This is a genomic window from Corynebacterium sp. 2571A (assembly GCF_055700935.1).
In genome coordinates, this window is record NZ_JASTTE010000001.1 from 83,709 (window position 1) to 102,423 (window position 18,715).

Annotated in this window: 14 protein-coding genes; 10 read left to right on the plus strand and 4 right to left on the minus strand. The window is 64.9% G+C overall.

What is annotated here, in order from left to right; all coding sequences use genetic code 11:
* The first annotated feature begins 64 nt into the window (after positions 1-64).
* From QQS53_RS00540 to QQS53_RS00585, 10 genes are all read left to right on the plus strand, one after another.
* Positions 65-7,708 carry a tape measure protein gene (locus QQS53_RS00540; protein ID WP_472774052.1) on the plus strand — a complete coding sequence of 2,548 codons (7,644 nt, stop codon included), beginning with the start codon at positions 65-67 and terminating at the stop codon, positions 7,706-7,708.
* Between the two features lie 20 nt (positions 7,709-7,728).
* A complete protein-coding gene (locus QQS53_RS00545; RefSeq protein WP_472774053.1) occupies positions 7,729-8,574 on the plus strand; it encodes a hypothetical protein in 846 nt (281 codons plus the stop codon).
* Positions 8,568-11,813 (plus strand): hypothetical protein, encoded by a 3,246-nt coding sequence (locus QQS53_RS00550; RefSeq protein ID WP_472774054.1) that lies wholly within the window; start codon positions 8,568-8,570, stop codon positions 11,811-11,813. Before QQS53_RS00545 ends, QQS53_RS00550 begins: the two co-directional genes overlap by 7 nt.
* A gap of 76 nt (positions 11,814-11,889) precedes the next feature.
* Positions 11,890-12,627 carry a pyocin knob domain-containing protein gene (locus QQS53_RS00555; RefSeq protein ID WP_472774055.1) on the plus strand — a complete coding sequence of 246 codons (738 nt, stop codon included), beginning with the start codon at positions 11,890-11,892 and terminating at the stop codon, positions 12,625-12,627.
* A 63-nt stretch (positions 12,628-12,690) separates the two neighbouring features.
* On the plus strand, positions 12,691-13,002 hold the full coding sequence (locus QQS53_RS00560; RefSeq protein WP_472774056.1) for a hypothetical protein: 312 nt from the start codon (positions 12,691-12,693) through the stop codon (positions 13,000-13,002).
* A gap of 314 nt (positions 13,003-13,316) precedes the next feature.
* On the plus strand, positions 13,317-13,667 hold the full coding sequence (locus tag QQS53_RS00565) for a hypothetical protein (RefSeq protein ID WP_472774057.1): 351 nt from the start codon (positions 13,317-13,319) through the stop codon (positions 13,665-13,667).
* Positions 13,668-13,745: 78 nt separating this feature from the next.
* Complete coding sequence (locus QQS53_RS00570; RefSeq protein WP_472774058.1) at positions 13,746-14,360, plus strand: carbohydrate-binding protein; 615 nt, start codon at positions 13,746-13,748, stop codon at positions 14,358-14,360.
* 12 nt (positions 14,361-14,372) lie between these two features.
* On the plus strand, positions 14,373-15,773 hold the full coding sequence (locus tag QQS53_RS00575; protein ID WP_472774493.1) for a peptidoglycan DD-metalloendopeptidase family protein: 1,401 nt from the start codon (positions 14,373-14,375) through the stop codon (positions 15,771-15,773).
* Positions 15,766-16,098 (plus strand): hypothetical protein, encoded by a 333-nt coding sequence (locus tag QQS53_RS00580; RefSeq protein WP_472774059.1) that lies wholly within the window; start codon positions 15,766-15,768, stop codon positions 16,096-16,098. The genes QQS53_RS00575 and QQS53_RS00580 overlap by 8 nt, the downstream gene beginning before the upstream one ends.
* A 435-nt stretch (positions 16,099-16,533) precedes the next feature.
* On the plus strand, positions 16,534-16,908 hold the full coding sequence (locus QQS53_RS00585) for a hypothetical protein (RefSeq protein ID WP_472774060.1): 375 nt from the start codon (positions 16,534-16,536) through the stop codon (positions 16,906-16,908).
* Here QQS53_RS00585 and QQS53_RS00590 read toward each other — a convergent pair.
* The 4 genes from QQS53_RS00590 to QQS53_RS00605 are packed head-to-tail and all read right to left on the minus strand — an operon-like array spanning position 16,898 to position 18,652.
* Positions 16,898-17,587, minus strand: coding sequence for a MucR family transcriptional regulator (locus QQS53_RS00590; protein ID WP_472774061.1), 690 nt, complete (start codon positions 17,585-17,587; stop codon positions 16,898-16,900). The genes QQS53_RS00585 and QQS53_RS00590 overlap by 11 nt on opposite strands.
* Before the next feature lie 2 nt (positions 17,588-17,589).
* Positions 17,590-17,985 (minus strand): hypothetical protein, encoded by a 396-nt coding sequence (locus QQS53_RS00595; RefSeq protein WP_472774062.1) that lies wholly within the window; start codon positions 17,983-17,985, stop codon positions 17,590-17,592.
* Positions 17,986-18,026: 41 nt separating this feature from the next.
* Positions 18,027-18,311, minus strand: a complete 285-nt coding sequence (locus tag QQS53_RS00600; RefSeq protein WP_472774063.1) for a hypothetical protein — start codon at positions 18,309-18,311, stop codon at positions 18,027-18,029.
* Positions 18,312-18,313: 2 nt separating this feature from the next.
* Positions 18,314-18,652, minus strand: coding sequence for a hypothetical protein (locus QQS53_RS00605; protein WP_472774064.1), 339 nt, complete (start codon positions 18,650-18,652; stop codon positions 18,314-18,316).
* Between the last annotated feature and the right edge of the window lie 63 nt (positions 18,653-18,715).

An 18,715-nucleotide genomic window follows, 5' to 3' on the forward strand; every position in this document is an offset into this window, starting at 1 on the left:
GCGACACTGACGAAAAAGCACGTTTAGTCATGACCCGCTAGGGAGGGTGGTCACGGTGGCCGCGATGGACCTCGGAAAGATCGGCTTCACTATCGAGGCCGACACCAGCAAATTCGACCGTCAGCTGCAGCAAGCCACGGCGCAGGCCGAGGCGTTCGGGAAGGCCGCAGATCGGGCGTCGGGCAAGCGGATCGACGTTGCCCCGACGGGTGGGGCGCAGCTCGACAGCGCCGCACATAGTGCCGAAACGCTCGGAAAGGCGGCGGATGACGCTGCCGCCTCGGCGCAGAACATTCGCGTACCCGGGGAGCTAGTGTCTAGCCTGAGCTCGTCCAGTGGTGCGGCGGGCCAGCTAGCGGACGAACTCGACCGGGCGGGACGGGAGGCCAGCGAGATCGGGGGGCAGGCCGGGGGCGTAGGGGCCATGAGCGGCGCGCTCGGCAAGGTGGTGGACACCGCTAAGGGGCTCGCCCCGGCGCTGGGTGCAGCAGGCGCGGCGAGCGCCGTCCTCACCAAGGGGTGGGGGCGCCTGACGGCCATCGACGACGCCCAATTTAAGCTGCAGGGCCTCGGCCACACTGCGCAGGGCGTATCGCAGATTATGGACTCGTCCCTGCAGTCGGTTAAGGGCACGGCCTACGGTTTGGGTGACGCCGCGTCGGCCGCCGCGTCGGCCGTGGCGTCCGGTATTGAGCCGGGTGAAGAACTCACGGGTGTGCTGACCACGATGGCGGATACCGCCGCCATCTCCGGCGCCTCCCTGCAGGACATGGCCCTGATCTTCAACTCCGTCGCGGCCCGGGGCAAGCTGCAGGGCGATGACCTGCTGCAGCTGCTGGGGCGTGGCGTGCCCGTCCTCCAGCTCCTCTCCGAACAGCTCGGGGTCACTAGCGGCGACGTGTCCGAAATGGTGTCCGACGGCAAGGTTGATTTCGAGACCTTCGAGGCCGCCATGCGCGACGGTATGGGCGGCGCGGCTAAGGAAATGGGTAACTCCATCAAGGGGTCGCTCGCGAACGTGGGCGCGGCCGTCGGCCGTCTTGGCGAGGCGATCCTCAAGCCCGTCATGCAGCACGGGCCGCAGGTTATCGCCGGGCTGACGGAGGGGATCGACACCCTCACCGATGGGGTGACCGCCGCCGTAGGTGTGTGGGAAAAGCTGCCGGAGCCTATCAAGATGACGGTATCCGCGATGGTCGCCGCAAAGGTCGCAAGCATGGCCCTCGGCACCACCATGGGGCAGGCAGTCACCAGTAGTTTCGCCTCCGGCGTGACCAGCATTCAGGGCTTCGGCTCTACGATGAAGGAGGCGGTGGGCTACGCCAAGGCGGCGAACCCCCAGCTGGGTACCCTCGGCGCTAGCATGACCGTGCTCGCCGGTAAAGGCGGCGTCGCCGCCACCGCCATGGGCAAGCTTAAGGGCGCGGCCGGCGGCCTGGTTAATGCCCTAGGCGGCCCCTGGACGCTGGGTATCGCCGCCGCAGGTATCGCCATCGGGCAGATGGTGGACGCACACCAGCGGGCCAGTGAGGCGGCCGACACGTACCGGGAGAAAATGAGCGGTGCGGCGGAGCAAAACCGGGACTTCTCCCGAGCCGTAGCCGAGGCTAACGGGCAGCTCACTGACCAAGCTAAGGAGCTCGCTGCCGGGATCGTTGACACGCAAACCGCCGGGCTGAAGGCCCTGCACGACCACATGGACGGGTGGGCCTACACGATCCCCGCCCCCGACTCAACCGAGTTCACCCGGGAGATCCGGCGGGTCGCCGAGGCTAATGTGGAGGCGCAGGCGGGCCTCGCTAAGGGCGCGGCCGTCATCGATAACGAGTACCACCACCTGACCGAGGCTGTGAAGTCGGCCTACGCGGACATGGATGACTACCTGGCTAGCACCGGGCGGTCGATGGATGATCTTAATTCCATCATCGCGGCCGGTGGGGCTGAGTATGACCAGCTCCTCGACCACCTGCGGGGCGCTGGCGAGGGCGGGGAACTCATCGCCGGGCAGTTTGAGCAGGCCCGCAGTAAAATGCTGGAGCTCCAGCAGGCAGCAAGCCAGGTAGATGACGGATTCCTCGACATCTCGGCCGGTATGGATCAGCTCGCGGACTCCTCAGGCGGCGCGGCTAGCCAGATCGACGGTCTGCGCCAGTCCATGGAGGCCGCAGGGCTGATCCAGTCGTCCGCGACGGAGGCCGCATTTGAGTACGCCGACGCGATCCGAAAGATCGGCGAAGAAGTCTCCGGAGCGTTCGCCGAGGAGGGGGATTTCGGCCAAGCCCTCTTTGGTGAGGACGGCCAGCTGGACGTGCACTCCGAGAACGCCGCGGCCCTCAACGAGCAGATGGTTGCGCTGCGCGGCGCGTTCGATAGTGCCGTCTCCTCCGGTATGGACGCCAGGGAGGCGTGGGACGAGGCCATGCCGACCATGCAGGCCCTCGCCGACGCCACAGGCCTGAGCGTGGAGCAGGTGCAGGAACTTGCCCGCAGCTACGGCATGCTGCCGGAGGAGTACGAGCTGTACATGAACATCGCCGGGGCCGGCGAGGTCATGGGCGAGCTCGGGTCTCTCCACATGCAGCTGCGGGAGCTCGACGAGGGCGAGACCATCAAGCTGGGTATGGTGTCCGACGAGGCCCGCGAAGCCCTCGACGAGGTTGGGATCCAGCTCCACGAGTACGCGGACGGGCATTTTGAGGCCACCGTGGATGCGGATACCGGCGCGGCGCTCTCTGAGCTTGAGACCATCATGGAGTGGGGCGGGCAGCTGAATGAGCTTGGTATTGAGCCGTCGATCCTGCTGTCCGATGAAGGCTTCCGGGGGGACGCGGCGGCGGCGCAGCGTATCCTCGACCAGCTCGACCTGGCGGAGGCCTCCCCCGAGGCGAAGCTGATCGCCGACAAGCTCCGAAACGGCGTGGACATCTCTATGGGTGACCTGGCGCGCCTGACGGCTGAGACTGCCCGACCGGGCGCTGACCTGGATCGCTGGGCCTTCGACTCCGGGTATCAGATCGTAGATGGCAAGCTCCAGTCCCTGGACGCATCCTCGGCGACGCCGACAGTCAATGCGCAGGATAACGCCAGCTCGACACTCGAATCCATCCGCTCAAAACTGTTCGACATCCCGCTGGTTCGCACGGTCACGGTCAACGTGATCGAGTCCGCGATGAAGGCGAAAAAGTGGATAGGACGCGCCGACGGTGGCCGAATCCCCCGCCTCGCCGGTGGTGGTGAGGCCGGGGGCGGGTACCGCCTGCCCACCACAGGCCCGGGTACTGACCGAGTGGACGGCATTCTGGGGATTGACCAGGATGGCCAGGCCGTGAGCTGGGTTAACAGGGGCGAGTACGTCGTTAACGCGGAGGCGACTGACCAGTACCTGCCGCTGATTGAGGCGATCAACCGGCGGGATCAAGCGGCGATTAACCTGCTGGCGGGCAACCAGATTCCGAAGCTCGCCGCCGGTGGTTCCACCATCGGGGCCACGGCCCCTACTCGTGTGCCCGCGCCGCAGCGCGGTGATGGCCTCGACTCGGGCACCGCCCCCGTCGTCGCGGACACTGAGATGGCGGACGCTGAGCTGGCGCGCCTGAACGAGGACATCCACTCCCTGACTGACCAGCCGGCTGTCGTCACTGTGGACACCACGCTGGCGGATGAAGGCCTCGCGGCTACCGCTGGGGCGCTCGAAACACTACCTAACGCGGCGCCAGAGGTACTAGTAGACGGGGCCCCGGCCCTAGAGTCCACCGAGGAGGTGAACGACGCTCTCACGGCCCTACAGGAGGACGACCACCAGATCCCCGTGGGCGTGGACACCGAGGGCCTAGAGGACGCCGCAGGCGAGGCGCGGGAGGCACTCACCGGCCTGACCGAGGAGGGGGTGACGGCGAGCGCCGACCTGGATGCCGCGCCCCTGGAGGCGTCGGCAGACGAGGCCACCGGCACGCTAGACACCCTCGGGGAGCAGCACCCCGTCCCCACCTCCGACCTGGACTACAGCGGCCTACAGGCCGGGGCGGATCACTCGATGGGTGAGCTGGAAACCCTCGGCGGGGCGAAGTCGACCAGCGTCGCCGACGTGGATAATTCCTCGGCCCTGACCAATATCAACGCGACGATCTCCGAACTGAACCGAATGCCGGTCGAGCGCGTGATCAAGATCGTTGCGCACGGCACTGCGGGCCTCGCCAAGGGCGGGGAGGTGCCGGGCCTCGCCACGGGCGGCACCATCGCGGGCGGCACTCTGCCTACCACGGGGCCGGGTACCGGGCAGACTGACGGTTTCCTCGGTGTAGACGCCGCCGGTATGCCGCTGGTGAGGGTAGACGCCGGGGAGTACGTCGTCACGTCGAAGAGCGTTCCGAAATACCGGCGCGAGCTCGACATGATCAACCGGGGGACATTCCCCAAGCTGGATAATCTCGACATGCTGGAGCGGGGGGCGCAGCGGGCCCCCGGCCTGGCACGCGGCGGCGTGGTCTCCCCGGAGCAGCTGCTCGCCTTCGCCGGCGGCCAGTCCGTCAGGGGGCAGCAGGCGGGCCGCTCCCTGGAGGGTGCGCCCTACGTGTGGGGTGGTGTGAACTGGGGCGATTGTTCCGGCGCGATGGCCGGCCTGGCTCGTTTCGCGACCGGCCAGTCCGCGTTCGCGGGGCGTTTCGCCACCGGTAACCAGCGCGAGGCCCTCGCGGCTATGGGTTTCCGCCCCGGCCTCGGCCCCTCGGCGACGTCGTTCAACATTGGTTGGTTCAACGGTGGCCCGTGGGGCGGCCACACCTCCGGCACCATCGGCGGCACCAACGTCGAGATGGGCGGCGGCCGAGGTAACGGCCAGATCGGCGGGCCCGCAGCCGGCGCCAGCCACCCCCAGTACACCGATCACGCGTGGATTCCACTCGGTGAGCTCGTCGCCTTCGACCACTACCGGCCCCTCGCCCCGGTCATGTCGCGGCGCGTGCCCGCCCCGATGGGTGGCCTGAGCCTCGCCGGCGGTCTTGGGGTCGGTGCCGGTGGTCATGGTGTCGGCGCCGGCGGCGGGGGCGTGACCCTGCACGATCGTGGTGGTTGGCACCAGCCCGGCACGCTGGCCTACAACGGCCTATCTGAGCCTGAGCCGATCCTCACGCCCGACCAGTGGCGGACGGCGAGCGGGGCGATGGCCGCCAGCGTGGAGCTGGCTAAGATGTTCCCGCAGTTCTCCAACCAGATCCTGCGGGCTGGCCGCACCATTGAGGAGGCGGCCGGTAATCTGCTGCGGGCCTCCGACACCCCCGCCGACACGGCCCGGGCATGGCGCGGCCTTCTGGATGGGGACCTGGACTACTCGACGATCTCGGCTATCGGCCGGGGCCAGCCCGTCGTCGGTACCGGCGTCACGGCCCGCACCATCATCGGCGAAGGCGCTTCGGACAGACTAATTGGTCTGTCTGGTGGGCACGTCCGCGAGGTGAAGGGCGCGCTGGAACAGGAGCTCTTTATTAACATCGCTATGTCTGACCAGACCATCGAGGCGTACGAGGAGCTGGAGAAGGCACGCGAGGAGGACAAGGCCGCCGCAGAGGAGCTTAAGGAGGCGGAGGAGGCCGTCAAGGAGGCCCGCGAGGCAGCCGCCAGCACCTCCACCGACAACGCGGACGAGGTAGCGAAGGCCGAGGCCGATCTGGCTGAAGCGCGCCGGGAGGCAGCCAGCTCCGACGACCCGGAGAAGGCGGCCGAGAAGGTCAAGGACGCGGAGGACAAGCTGGCGGATGCCCGTGATAAGGGCAGCTCGAAGGCTGAGGATGCGGCGCAGGACATCGCCGACGCGGAGGAGAAGCTGAAGGAGGCCCGGGCCAACAAGATGATCGCGGCAACGCGGGTCATCGAGGCGCAGACCGGCCTTCAGGTCGCCGCCATCCTCGGGGCTATCGAACTCGTCGACAAGGTGCTGACCCGGGTGACGGACACGGTCACGGGCGGATTCCAGGCCGCCGCCGATTCCGTCGGGATTCTAGGTGACGCGCTCGCCAAGCTGAGCGAGAACCTAGACATGGTGGCGGAGGCCGCCGACTCGCAGGCCGACGCGCAGGACAAGACCTACCGGGCGCAGCAGGCACTCGCCGAGGCGGAGAATAAGGTTCGTGAGGCGCAGCGCGACGCCGCGCAGCAGCGCCGGGCCGACCTGCGGGACATGCAGCAGGCCGAGTGGGATCTGGCCATGACCCGTCACGACGCCGCGCAGGTATCCGGCGCGGCTGAGATTGACCTGTCCGAGGTGCGGACGAAGGGCATCTTCAACGTCATGCAGATGTCGGACGCGGGTACCCGCGCCGCGATCCGCAGCGCCTCCGACGTGGCTGTAGCCGAGGCTAGCCTGGCGAATGCCCGCGCCCAGATGAACGAAAACGAATTCAATATGGCGATCTCCGTCGCCGACGCCAACGATGAACTGTCCTATGCGCAGGACATGGCGCAGTTCCAGATGGAGCGCCTGACGAGCGCGACGAAGGCCCTGGCGAAGGCTCAGGCCCTAGCGGCCGGCGAGATCGGCGGCGCTACGGCCCTAGAGCGCTTCATTGAGGGCGCTAAGGAGATCGCCGAGGCCGACGCCATGACGGCTGAGTCCGTGGGGAAGGGCGCTAATATCGGTAACCTTCTTCCGTGGAACTGGAGTAATTTTGGTGAGGCCGCCGAGATCGGCAAGCAGGCGGAGATTAAGCGCCGACAGGGGCAGAACACGATGGATGCCTACCGCGACCTCGCGCTAAAGGAGCTGGATAATCTTGCCCCCGAGGTGCGGGCCGAGGTGGAGAAGACGATCCGGGAGCTGGTGACGCAGCGCAGCGGCGGGGCTATCGCCGGGGACACGATAGTCGGGATTATCGACGCGATTAGCGGCAGCGGCGGCGCGCTCCTCGGGGCGAGGAAGCGTAACGAGGCCCTGGACATCACCGCAACGCTCGATAACCTTCTGGACGCGTCGAATAAGCGGATTGAGGCGGCGCAGTTGGAGGCCGAGAAGGAGAAATCGGACATTGACCGGCGGCAGCAGCGCCGGGAGCTGGAGTTCGCCCGCGTCACACTCGAAAAGGAGATTGACCGAAGTGAGGAGCGGAACTACCTCGCGGACATCGCCGCCCTCATGGAAGATCAGCTGGCTGAGCATGAGCAGGAGAACCGGCAGCTCGGCGGCCTGAACGCCAAGCTCGACAAGGATAACCAGTCGGTACTCATGAGCATCGGCGGCTCCGGGTGGGGCGCAGACTCGCTCTTCGGCGACCTTATCGGCGCTAACGAAGGCGGATTCGGCGGCGTCACCGACCAGGAGGTTGGGGACTGGGCGTCGCTGAATGTAGAGCAGGGCTGGCTGAACGCCCAGATTGGTCGCCCCCTTGTGGAGAGCGTCACGGACACCGTAGCGGACGCCCTAGCGGCCGAGAACGGCCTAATTGAGGGGCTGCCGGACACCGTGGTGGATGGGTACTACGAGCGAGCCCTCGGGGCCGTGGTGCCGGGCGCGGTAGACGCGGCCCGCCGCTCGGCAGCAGTCGTGGGACAGCAGGCGGCCGAGGTCGCGGCCCGTGAGGCCACCCTACGGCTGGCCAACAGTGCCACCAACGCCGGGCCTACGACCACGGTGCGGACGCAGTTCACCGGCGCTGTGACGGTCAACGGGGCCCGTGCGGATCGTCTGGTGGATGACCTGCGCCGCGAACTGATCAAGTAACCCGAACAGGAGGCTTAAAAATGAGCAGCATTACGGCCACACGGGCCCGGGCCCGGAAGTTCCGAATCACGCTATGGGGCCGCGATAAGCAGCCGATCCCGATTTCACGGCCCCTAGAGTGCCGGGAGGGCATATTTCTGGAGGGTGACCCCGAGGGCCTGAGCGGCTTCGACGTGGATCACCTGTGGGATACGTCTAGCGGGGCGTGGAGGGGCACAGCTAGGGGCACGAACACGATCACCCTGCCGCTAGAGGTCAAGGGGACGCACATCCGCCAGCATGTGAATAACCTCCTCGACCAGCTGGAGGCGGGCCGAGGCCAGGCCCCCGCAACCCTAGTTGTCACTAGCCCCGAATATGGTTACCGGTGGGTGCGGGTACGGCTGCAGCAGGCCAGCAAGATTACTTGGCACACCAGCCCGGGCAGCACACCCCTGGCGAAATTGTCCGTCATCCTTGAGTTCGCTGGGTTCACGTCGATCCGCTTCCCCGAGTCTGTGACCCTCCACCACACAGACCAGTTCGGTGTGCTGACCCTGCCGGTGGATGGCGACCGGCCGGTGTGGCCCCGGTTCCGGATCGAGGGCCAGCATAGTGGGGTTCGTATCCGGCTGACCGCTGCCGACGAGTGGCAAACTCTGCCGTATCGGCCGGGCGGGTGGGTCATCGACTCGCACCCAGAGCGTCGGCTCGCTACCAACCTGGCGGGCGCGCCGGACTTCTCCACCGTCGTCCCCTTCTGGCCCGAGCCACTCACGCCGGAGGGGCCGCGCCGGGAGGTGCACCCGGAGGTGGAGGTCACCGCCCCCGGCCAGGATTTCGCACTCACTATCACCTACACCCCGGAGGCCAGCAGACTATGGTAGCCGACCATGCCGCCCGTCATGAGATGATCGACGCCCGCGTGTGGGATGGGGGAATGCGGGCCTGGTGGCCCCTAGCCCCGTGGGAAGAGTTGACGGTGGAGGGCCGAGCGGACTGGACGGTGACTAAAGCGTCGATCACGGTGGAGGACGACCACCCGCAGGCCGCCCGCCTTCGCGCCGCCCGGCACCAGCCCGTGCCCGTGAGTTTCGCGATTAACGGCGTCAGGTGGGATGGCTACGTTGACGATGTGGAGACGGGGCAGCGGGACGACGGAACCCGCTACGTCGTGGCCCGCATGTCGAGCGAGGCTAAGCATTTTCACCGCATGCTGGCCCGGGGCCCCGTCGTGTCCGCCGCCGATGACACGGCCCGCGAGGTGAGCGCCAGCCTAGGTGCGGTGACCCGTGAGCTCGTCTCCGAGGGGGCTGTCCGCACCGGCCTGCCTACCTACGTCGTCATCGATGACGAAGGCGACCGGGTGGAGCTGGAGGTGCGTACCGAGGACTATGTGGCGGACGTGCTCGCCGACCCCCTGGCTGGCTCCTCGTCGTTCGTGGAGGTGCGGAAACTCATGCCCGGCGACCCCCTACCAGGCGTCACGCAGGTAGAACACTACTCGGGCGGCCTGGAGCGCCGGTGGGAGGACGAACAGCTCGCGGCGGGAGCATGGCCGCACGCGCAGACCCACGACCGGCTAACGGGTAAGGCCGCGCAGACTGCGGTGCCCATGCCCCGCAACTCGTGGCGCGGCACCGGCGACCGCGACATCGTAGGAAACCCGCAGAACCCCGAGGAGGCGACCGTTGGTGTGTGCTGGCTGCCGTTCGACGTAGAGCCGCAGACGTCCGCCGGGTACTACACCGACCCGGGGCAGGGCCGGGCCGGGGTGTTCAGCGCCCCCACCGCCACTATCGCCTCGTACGCGCAGCAGCACTACCCGGGGCGCCCTCACCACGTAACCCTATTTATGTCCGGCACCCTCACGCCCGAGACGGCGCCGGAACTGTCGGACACCGCCGCCTCGGGGCTCCTCACTACCCCGACGGGCCGGACCCTCAATTCGTGGGACGAGGTAAACCAGTACATTGACGGCGGGCGGGCGTTCGCCTGGCACGCTGGCGGCGGGTGGGTACTCGCCAACCAGGTCGACTTTGACGCCGACCAGCGGCAGTATGAGCCCCGGGGGCGGGCGCAGAAGCAAACACCTGGCGTTCTAGTGTGGCAGCACGCGGGCCGCGACCGGCGCGGCGTGGTGTTCTCCTCCAGCCCGGGCGGTGGTCTCGCCGCCTGGTCTACAACCGAGACCGGGGCCGATGGTGCGATGATTATCGCCGGTGGGCAGCTCGACCAGCAGACCATTTCGCGGCTGCAGGCCCTCGGCCGGCGGCCTCTAGGGGTGACGGGTGAGCTGGAGCCCGGGCAGATTAGCGCCTACACGGGCGACGCGTCGATGATTGAGCGGGTGGATGTGGACGCGCAGCCGGCCGCAACAATCGAGGGAACGGATGTGTCCTACTCGTCGATTGGCGGGCGGGTGAATATTCGGGCCGCCGGGCCGTTCTTCCTCCGGGAAAAGTACATGAACCTGAGCAGCTCTGGGGTGAACCCCGTGTCTGAGATCGGCCGCGAGTGGGCGCAGGCCCAAGGCTCGACCAGTATCAAACTGACCCCGGGGCACCACCAGACCGTTGTTTTTGGGGATGATGTGCACGCCAAGGATGGGAGGATTATCCCCGGCTGGAAGCCCGGCGACCGCGTGTCTTTTGTGGACGGGGATACCCGCGTGTCGGAGGTCATCATGGGGTACGAGGTGCGCGACACCCCAAGCACGCCGTTTACCGCGACCCCGATCCTGGGGCGGCAGGTGAACGGTGTTCTGGCTGACCTCGGAAAGCGCTTGCGGGCGGCGGAGCGCACCAGCACGAAGGCCTACCTACAGCCCCCGCGCCGCCTCGGCCAGCCTGAGCTGATCGACACCGTAAAGAAATCGCCTATCGGAGCCGGGGTTGATCGTGTGGAAGAGAACCTGGGCAAGATCCGCGATCTCCTGTACGAGGAGCTAGGGGCAGTTTCTGCTGATTTGGCTGTGCTACGTCGCGACATGGAGGCCGGCCTGAATGATGGGGGCCGCCTGCTGGGGTCTATGGCCGACGCGGTGGGTCGGGTGTCCGCAGGGACGAAGTGGGCCGGCCTGGAGGGCGACGACCTAGCTAAGGCTATTGTTTTTACCCTGCAGGCGCAGGACAGCCTGAACAAGGAGAACCTGGAGTTTGACGGGTTGGTGCGTGACCAGCTGGCGCTGCAGGCCCTGGTGAACGAGAAGCAAAGCGAGTGGAACAAAAACACTGAGGATGTTCTTAAGCTGTTCGAGGAGAATGATCGGCTGCAGCAGGAGCTTTGGGTGGAGCAGCAGCGAATCAACCAGCAGCAAGAAGAAATCAATGACGCCCGGGACGCGTTTGAGAAGTCGCAGGTTCAGATTAATGATGCGGTTGATTCGTCGGCGCAGGATCAGGCTGATTTGATTGAGTCGATGACCCGCCAGCTGGATAGTCTGCGGTCGCAGTTGGCGGCGGTGTCTGGCTCGGTGTGGCAGGTCGGCGCCCCGGGTGACGGGACGTGGAGCCTGGAGCTCGAACCCTACGGCTTCGGCTATTACAAATACTTTCTCGTCGCTGAGGGGTCATGGGTGGGCAAAGCCATCGTAGATTTGACCGTAACCCGGGGAAGCGGGGAGAACCGCGAGTACATATTCAGAACGATGTCCGTGGACGTCGGCGCCCAACGGCGCTTCCTCCTCTCGGAAGCGTCTAGCGCCCCGTCGGCTATTGTCCACTACCGGGTCGATGAGGGCCGCGCCCACAGCCGCAGACTGACTATCGAAGCACAAACCGCCGACCAGAAGTACAGCTCGGTGGCGCCGCGATTCACGACCCCCACCGCCTCGACCTACGCGATTAACGTGGACCTGACATGGCTGAACGCCCACAGGGGGGCGCTGTACGCGATTCGCATTATGGCCTACGGGAAGAATGGCTCGACCCGGCTGGAGAGTATCTCCCGTAACTCTATCGGGCCGCTCGGCCCGGCGGGGAATGGCCGCCGCACGATGACCCTAGCGGCGGAGCAGGAACTGGAGGCAGGCGTGCAGATTGTCGTGGAGGCGATGTGTGACCACTCCGGCGAGTACCAGCGCCAGGTGGCCGGCGGCAATGTGAATATTTCATGGGTGGTGTAGACCCGGGGCGCGCTGACCGCCGCCGCTCGGCCTCTACTCTGGCGGGTATCACGCACCACCGTTAGGAGGGGCCAGTATGGCAGAAACCGGGGTTAATCGCGAGATCACAACGACCCTGAAAACCAGGTTTGTAGATGACGACGATTTCATCCGCACGGGCCGGGCGATGCTTGAGGTCGACGGCCACAGCTTCCTGCATATTCCTGTAGATCGGGATGTGGCTGACGAATTTCGTGAGAATAGTCGGGAGGTCGCTAGCCTAGCGGGTAGTGCTAAGACGTATGCCGATGACGCGGCCGAGTCGGCGGAGGCGGCGAAAACCTCCGAGGAGGTGGCTGAGCAGCGTGCCGCTGCGGCTGACGAAGCGGCTAAGGCTGTGGAGCGGGTCGGCACGGCGCAATCCCTCGGGGTGGAAGATTTGAACGATGCAACGGACCAGGGGGTGTACTCCCAGGATAGGAGTGCGAATGCGTCAACGGGCCGGAATTACCCGGTGGGGCTTGCGGGCCTTTTGGAGGTTTTCAACCCCCCGGTAGGCGCGCAGGTGTACCAGCGATACACGATCTATGGGGATTATCAAGACGTATACGTGCGTGGTTCGCAGACCGGGCGTTGGGGGTCGTGGAAGAAGCTGTCGCAAGATGGGCATACGCACGACATGTCTGACGTAACGGGCCTGGAGGCGAGGTTTGCGACGTCGCCCTACAACTCGATCACGGTCCAGACCGAGGACGAGGCGCAGGCGCTGAGTGGCCTGCGTAAAGGCGACTACGTGCACGTGCTCGATACGGGAAATGTCTACATTTGGGAGTGATAATAATGACCATTAACGCGACACACACACACACACACACACCATCCTGGCAGGTGGTGCTAAATGGGGCTCAAGCACGTCACCACGGCAGCCCACAAGCCGGTCATTCTCACCGGGTCGGGCCAAGCTGCGCCGAATTCGGATATCCCCCTCACACCCAGCCATGGGCAAGACATCGTCGTTCGCGGCAACGGGATCGACATCCTGCGTGGCCGATGGCTGCTCATACACAGCAGGCCCGACCGGCAGCCCACATTCCGCATATCCGGGGACAGCGTACAAACGCCGATCATCGACGTCACACCCGGCTGGCTGTTCCTCCGCGACCAAACCCCAGCGGGGGAGCCGGTCACAGTCATCGCCATACCCCTCTAGCCACGCGGGCGGTGGTCTAGATGCCGCTAAGGAAACTCGATTTGTCGACCAAAATCTCTGGTCGAGGTTGGGAGGCCACAAAAATCGGCCCATGGGTCGAATTCCGAGTTTTGGGGTCGATCGAGGACGATATTACGCTCCCCAAGGGATTCGCCCCTGCGAGGCAGACGTATATCCCAGTATCTGCCGAAATGACCGACACATTCACCCCGCGCTTAGCTATCAACATTGCGGGCGTGGTCACCAAGCAGGGCTTCACTTACGGGTGGGGACTGGGGATTTGGCGGGCCGCCTAGCAGGTAAGGCGGTGCACCATGCCGCTTAAGAAAATCACCCGCAGTGCCCCGGCTCCCACTACACTCACCGCGCTGGAGCCAGACACCGGTTGGCTAAACCTCGTAGACCAGGACGGGGTCGGCAGGGAGAGTGGATCGTACGCTTACGGCCTCATGGCGCCCGGCAGGTACCTCACGGTCGGCCACGCAACCGCAGATGGCGTGATGTTGAACGTCCGGCCCGAAAAGTCCGCGAATCATGGAGATTATTTCGACGTGAGCACGGCGCTAGCCCCTATCGCGATTGTGGAGGTCACCGCCTCGGACAGGATCATTGTGAAAGCGTCCGGGGAAGCAGCCTCCGCCCGCGTCGTCTTCATCCCCCTATAACAATCAACACTCTAGCCCTTGACCGCGCCTGGTTGGGGGCTATTTTCATGGGCAGAAGCGCCCAGGAAGGACACGACTATGGACACGATTAAGCAGCAAATTCAAGCCCTCGACAACGACAAATTTATTAATCTTTTGCGTTGGATGTACGGGGAGGAACAACCCCGCCGGGAAGCGCAGCCGGTAGCAGAGCAGGCCAGGCAGGAGGCCGAGGCGGATACTGCGACGAAGATCGCGCAGCAGCTCGCGGAGGAGCACCCGGAGCTGGTAGAGAAGCCCGCCGAAGAAGAAAGCGGGGAAGTGCGCGCCTGGGAGCCCTGGCACCCACTACGCGGGTCCACCCACTACCGATACGGCGACAAAACTCGCCACAACGGCACAGTCTGGCGTGACGTGCTCGACCCCACCAAAAAGAAGCTCAACGTGTGGGAACCAGGAGCACCAGGCATCGACGAGCGGTACTGGGTAGAGATTAAAGAACAGGACGAGGGGGTGGGCACCCCAGCCGAGGACGAGACCAGCGATGATACCGAGGGCGGGGAGGCCGCCCTGCCCACCTGGCGGCCTGGCGTGGCCTACCTGGCTGGTGAAGAACTCCTCGACGAGGGCCGCCGATACCGAGTAATACAGGGGCACACCTCACAAGAAGACTGGGCCCCGGGCGCCGCCCACTCACTATTCCAGGAGGTCTAGACCATGGCTACCATGCCGGTGAGTCAAGGATTTTTTGTTACGTCTGGTTTCGGCCCCCGGTGGGGGACTGTGCACTGGGGGACGGATTTTGGGCGCGGCGGCGGTTCAGGTGGTTACCCGGTCTACGCTGTGAAGGACGGCACGGTCACACACTCGGGCGCTGCTAGTGGTTTCGGCCAGTGGGTCGTCCTCGACCACCACGCGAATGTAGGTGGGGGCACGTCCGTGTATGGTCACGTCATCCCGGAGGTGAACGCCGGTGCCGCCGTGCGGGAGGGCCAGCGCATCGCACGGATTAACCCGGACTCGAATACAAACGGTGGGGTGGCCCCGCACCTGCACTTCGAGTGGCACCGCTACGCGTGGGCGCCGCCGGGGCCTAATCGCCTGGACCCAATGGAAACGGTTTTGAAGGGGGCGAAGTGGCCGGGCGGCGCGGCCCCCAAGACGACCCCCAAACAGGCCCCGAAGGATAAACAGCCCCTGCTTTACGGCGTGGACGTGTCCGAGCACCAGAATGGCATGAGCCTGCGCAAGACCAAGCAGGAGGGGTTCGACTTTGCCATCCTCCGCCTGTGCGACGGCACCTACCGCGACACGACCTTCCGTTCCCACCTGGAGGACGCGGAGAGCGCGGGACTCCTAGTCTCGACCTACTGGTACCTGCGCGCCCCGTCCGAGGGCACGACGATTAGCCAGCAGGTGGATGTCATCGACCAGCAGATGGGCGGGCGCCGAGACCTCGGCGTGTGGATTGACGTCGAGAGCGTCGATAACCGGTTCCCACCAAGCGACCCGCGTCACTATCTTCTGCGCGGTGAGGATGTGTGGGAGGCCAAACGAGAATTGGAGCGGCGCGGATACCGTGTCCCGGGCGTCTACTCCGGCGCGTGGTACTGGGAGCGTATGCCGGGCGGCGAGCCGTCCATGCAGGGGCTGGGCTGCTTGTGGGTGAGCCACTATGGGTGGAACCGGCGCGGTCCTGCCTCCACCACGTACCACGCGGACGGCGGGGCGAATCACCCCGGATGGGCCTACCCCCTGGGTGACCGGAAGCCCGACATTTTGCAATTTGGGTCGAACGGTGAAGTCGCTGGTCATTTCCCTGTCGACGTCAACGCCTTTAGAGGCACCCGTGACCAGCTGAAGCACATATTCACAGGAAAGAAGAAGAAAACAGGAGGCCCACTCATGGCACTAACCGACGCTGAGCAGCGCGAGCTGCTCGACAAAGTTCGCCGAATCCATCATGAGCTAACCCACGAGTTCCAGTCCCGATACCCAGAGTCTGCCTACCGGGATACCAGTATTGGGTATCTGCTGGAAAACGACCGAAAGATTGAGGACATTCACGCCAATATGCTCCCGTCCATTTACCAGCTGCTGAAAAACCAGGAGGAAATCAATGGCTAACCACGCCCGAAAATCCGCCCCGAAGCCCCGCGCAGTGATTGGCACCCCATGGTGGATACGCCTAGCGATCTACGTCGTCGTCGCCGTCGCCGGCCTAGTACTGACCGTGCTAGGGGTCGCCCAGCCCGAGCAGGTAGACAGCTGGCTAGGCCAGACCAGCAGTATCGCCGCCCTCGTCGGCGGCCTCCTCGCCGCCGTGAACACGGGCCGCGAGTCTGACGAAAAACCCGTCGGTGTGCCAGTGCAGGCCAGCCCGCAGCAGGCGGGGTACCTCGACCACACTGAGCCGGAGCCGAATACGCCCCGATTCTCCGCATACTACTAGCCCGACCCACTACCGTTAGGAGGGGCGACTACATGCCGACAAAATGGCTAACGTCTGACTCAGTAGGCCTCATCATCATCGGGGCCGCGACCATACTTCGCGGCGTGTCCTACCTCCCCCCACTGGTCAACACCGACCGGCGGGCAGCGCACCTCCTGGAGCATCTCGCCGACCCGAGCACCTGGGCGTGGGTGTGGCTAGCAGCTGGGCTACTAGCCCTCACAGCCGCAGCAGCCCGCCCCCTACGCCCCCTAGCCGTCGGCGCGAGTATCGGCATCTATATCCTGTGGGCGACAAGTTTCACCCTCATAGGAGGCCGTGGGTGGGTGTCTGCCCTCTCCTACGGGTCGGTCGCGCTCCTCGCCCTATGGGCATTCAGTCGCGGCCGGATGACGGAGGTGCCGCGCCTGCCGCAGATGGAGGAGGCGCGGGATCGTGGAGGTAAGTAGCGAAATTTTTGCCCTGCTAGGATCCCTGGCGGCCGCGGGCCTCGGATACCTCGGGGCCAAGGCGAACGCCCGCTCGAACGTGAGGGCTAAAGAGATCGAGGCAGATAAACCTGACTGGGCAGGATTTACAGACCGGATCACTGAGCGCCTGGACGAGCAGGAGAAGCGCCTTAAGGCGCAGGACGACATGATCATTGGCCTACGCGAACGCGTGGATACCCTGCAGCGGACTATCGAGGCGAGCCGCCGCAAATACTGGGCCGCCGTCACGGGGATCCGCCGTATTTCGCGCCAGTATGAGGACGCCCTAGACCATGCTCGCCTGCCGGATGATATTAAATCCGATGTCCTCAACGGGTAGGTGGCTGGCGCTCCCAGAGCAGTATCTTCGCCTGTGGTTTCTCCCGTTGTAGGGCCTCGACGTCGCCCATGTGGGAAGCGAGTCGCTGGAGGCGCAGGCGCACGTTGACGTGCGTGCAGCCGTCCATGGCGGCGATACTCGTCAGCGTTCTCCCCTCCTCCCGCAGCGTCCTCCAGCGGATTGCTTTCGCGGACGTTTTAGATCGGCGGTAACGGGCGATCCTCTGGCATAGGTCGCTGCAGGTAGGGACAGGCCGGTGGGGTACACACGGGTCACCGCAGACTACGCAGGGGCGTCGAGGTTTCCGAACACCACTAATATTACGTTTAGCAGTTTCAATGTGCGCTTGCTTGGCTACGCCCCGCATAGTGAACGCGTCCGACCCTCGGGCGTGGGAGGCTGATGTGGGGTCGCGGCGGGACTCAAATTTCTTCCACGATTCAGACCCCACCCGTTCCCTACCGTTCTTAGACATAACGGCCCGCACGTCGTCGGCTACCAGCGGTAGGCCACGGGGTAGTCCGTGGCGTTTTTTATACTCGTCGGCGTTTAAATCGTGGGTCTGCAGGTGCCCAGCGAACGACCGCTTCCATGCACCGCATTCATGGCACATGATCCGCTGGCCGTCCCCGTCGAGGATTCCGTATCTCCCGAACCCGTCCTTGTCTCCGACTTCCATGCCTAGCCTCGCTTTATCACTCGGTCTAGGTATTGGCGGGACACGTCCGCAGCTGCTGCTGTTGCTTTTTTGCTCGCCCCGGCCCTTACGGCGGCGCGGATTGCCTCGTCTCGCACCTGGCGCAGGCTATCCGCAGTATCTACGGCGTGCTGGTAATCACTGCTGGCTTCCTCCAGCTGGGCGAGCTGCCGGAGGCCGAGATCCCCGGCACGGTGCGCGCTCTTCACGGCCTCGATCAGAAAGTCGGCCGTGTCCTCCGGTATGGCCTCGGGGTCAATTTCCTGCCCGTCGATCTCGGCGGTTTGTGTTATGTAGCTGGCTAGCGCCGCTTGGGCGGCGTTTTCGTCCATGTCTAGCGCGATACTGAGACCGGTCGCGAGCTGGTCGATATTCTTCATTTTGTGTTCTCCTTCCCCGTGTTTTTACTCTGCCCGGGTTCTTACTGTGCGACTCGCCGCCAGCTCACAGCGGGCACGTCCCAGACTTTGCAGGCTAGGGCGTCCAGCAGGTCGTCGTCCAGGGGCCGCGGGGTAAACAAAACCTCATCCTCATCCAATTCAAACTCGTCCAGCGGGTAGACCGCCTGCACCTGGTCTTGCCAGTCGTCCATGATTTTGTTGTTGTCTAGGGCCTCGTCGATGAGCTGCTTGCGCAGCTCCTCCAGCGACTCGCCCGTGGCCTCGTGAGTGAAGCCGGCCTTTTCTGCGGAAATGATGATGGTCATTTTTAGTCCTCCTCGGTGTAGTCGGCGTGCCACTGGGCGGCGGCATCGGCGACGATGGTGGGCAGGCTGTCAGCGCCGAAGCCGTCGAAGCCGATGGTTGCGCGCTCCAGCACATCGGACTCGCGCATTAGCTCCACGGAGACGCTTTCTACCGTGCCGTTTTCGTCCTGCTCCATGTCAGTAATCCACAGGTCGAGGAAGTCGCCGGCGGGGGTTTCTGCGATGAAATTAGCGACCAGCGGGGTGTCTGTGCCGTTGGGGTTGAGGTCGGGATCCTGGGTGAAGGGGGTGGTCTTGGTGATGGCGGTAGCGATGGCGGTGAGGGTAGTGATGGTGGGCATTTTGTTTTTTCCTTTCTGCGGTGTTCTTTGCTTACACCATTAATATTAGTCCATGTGGTCTAC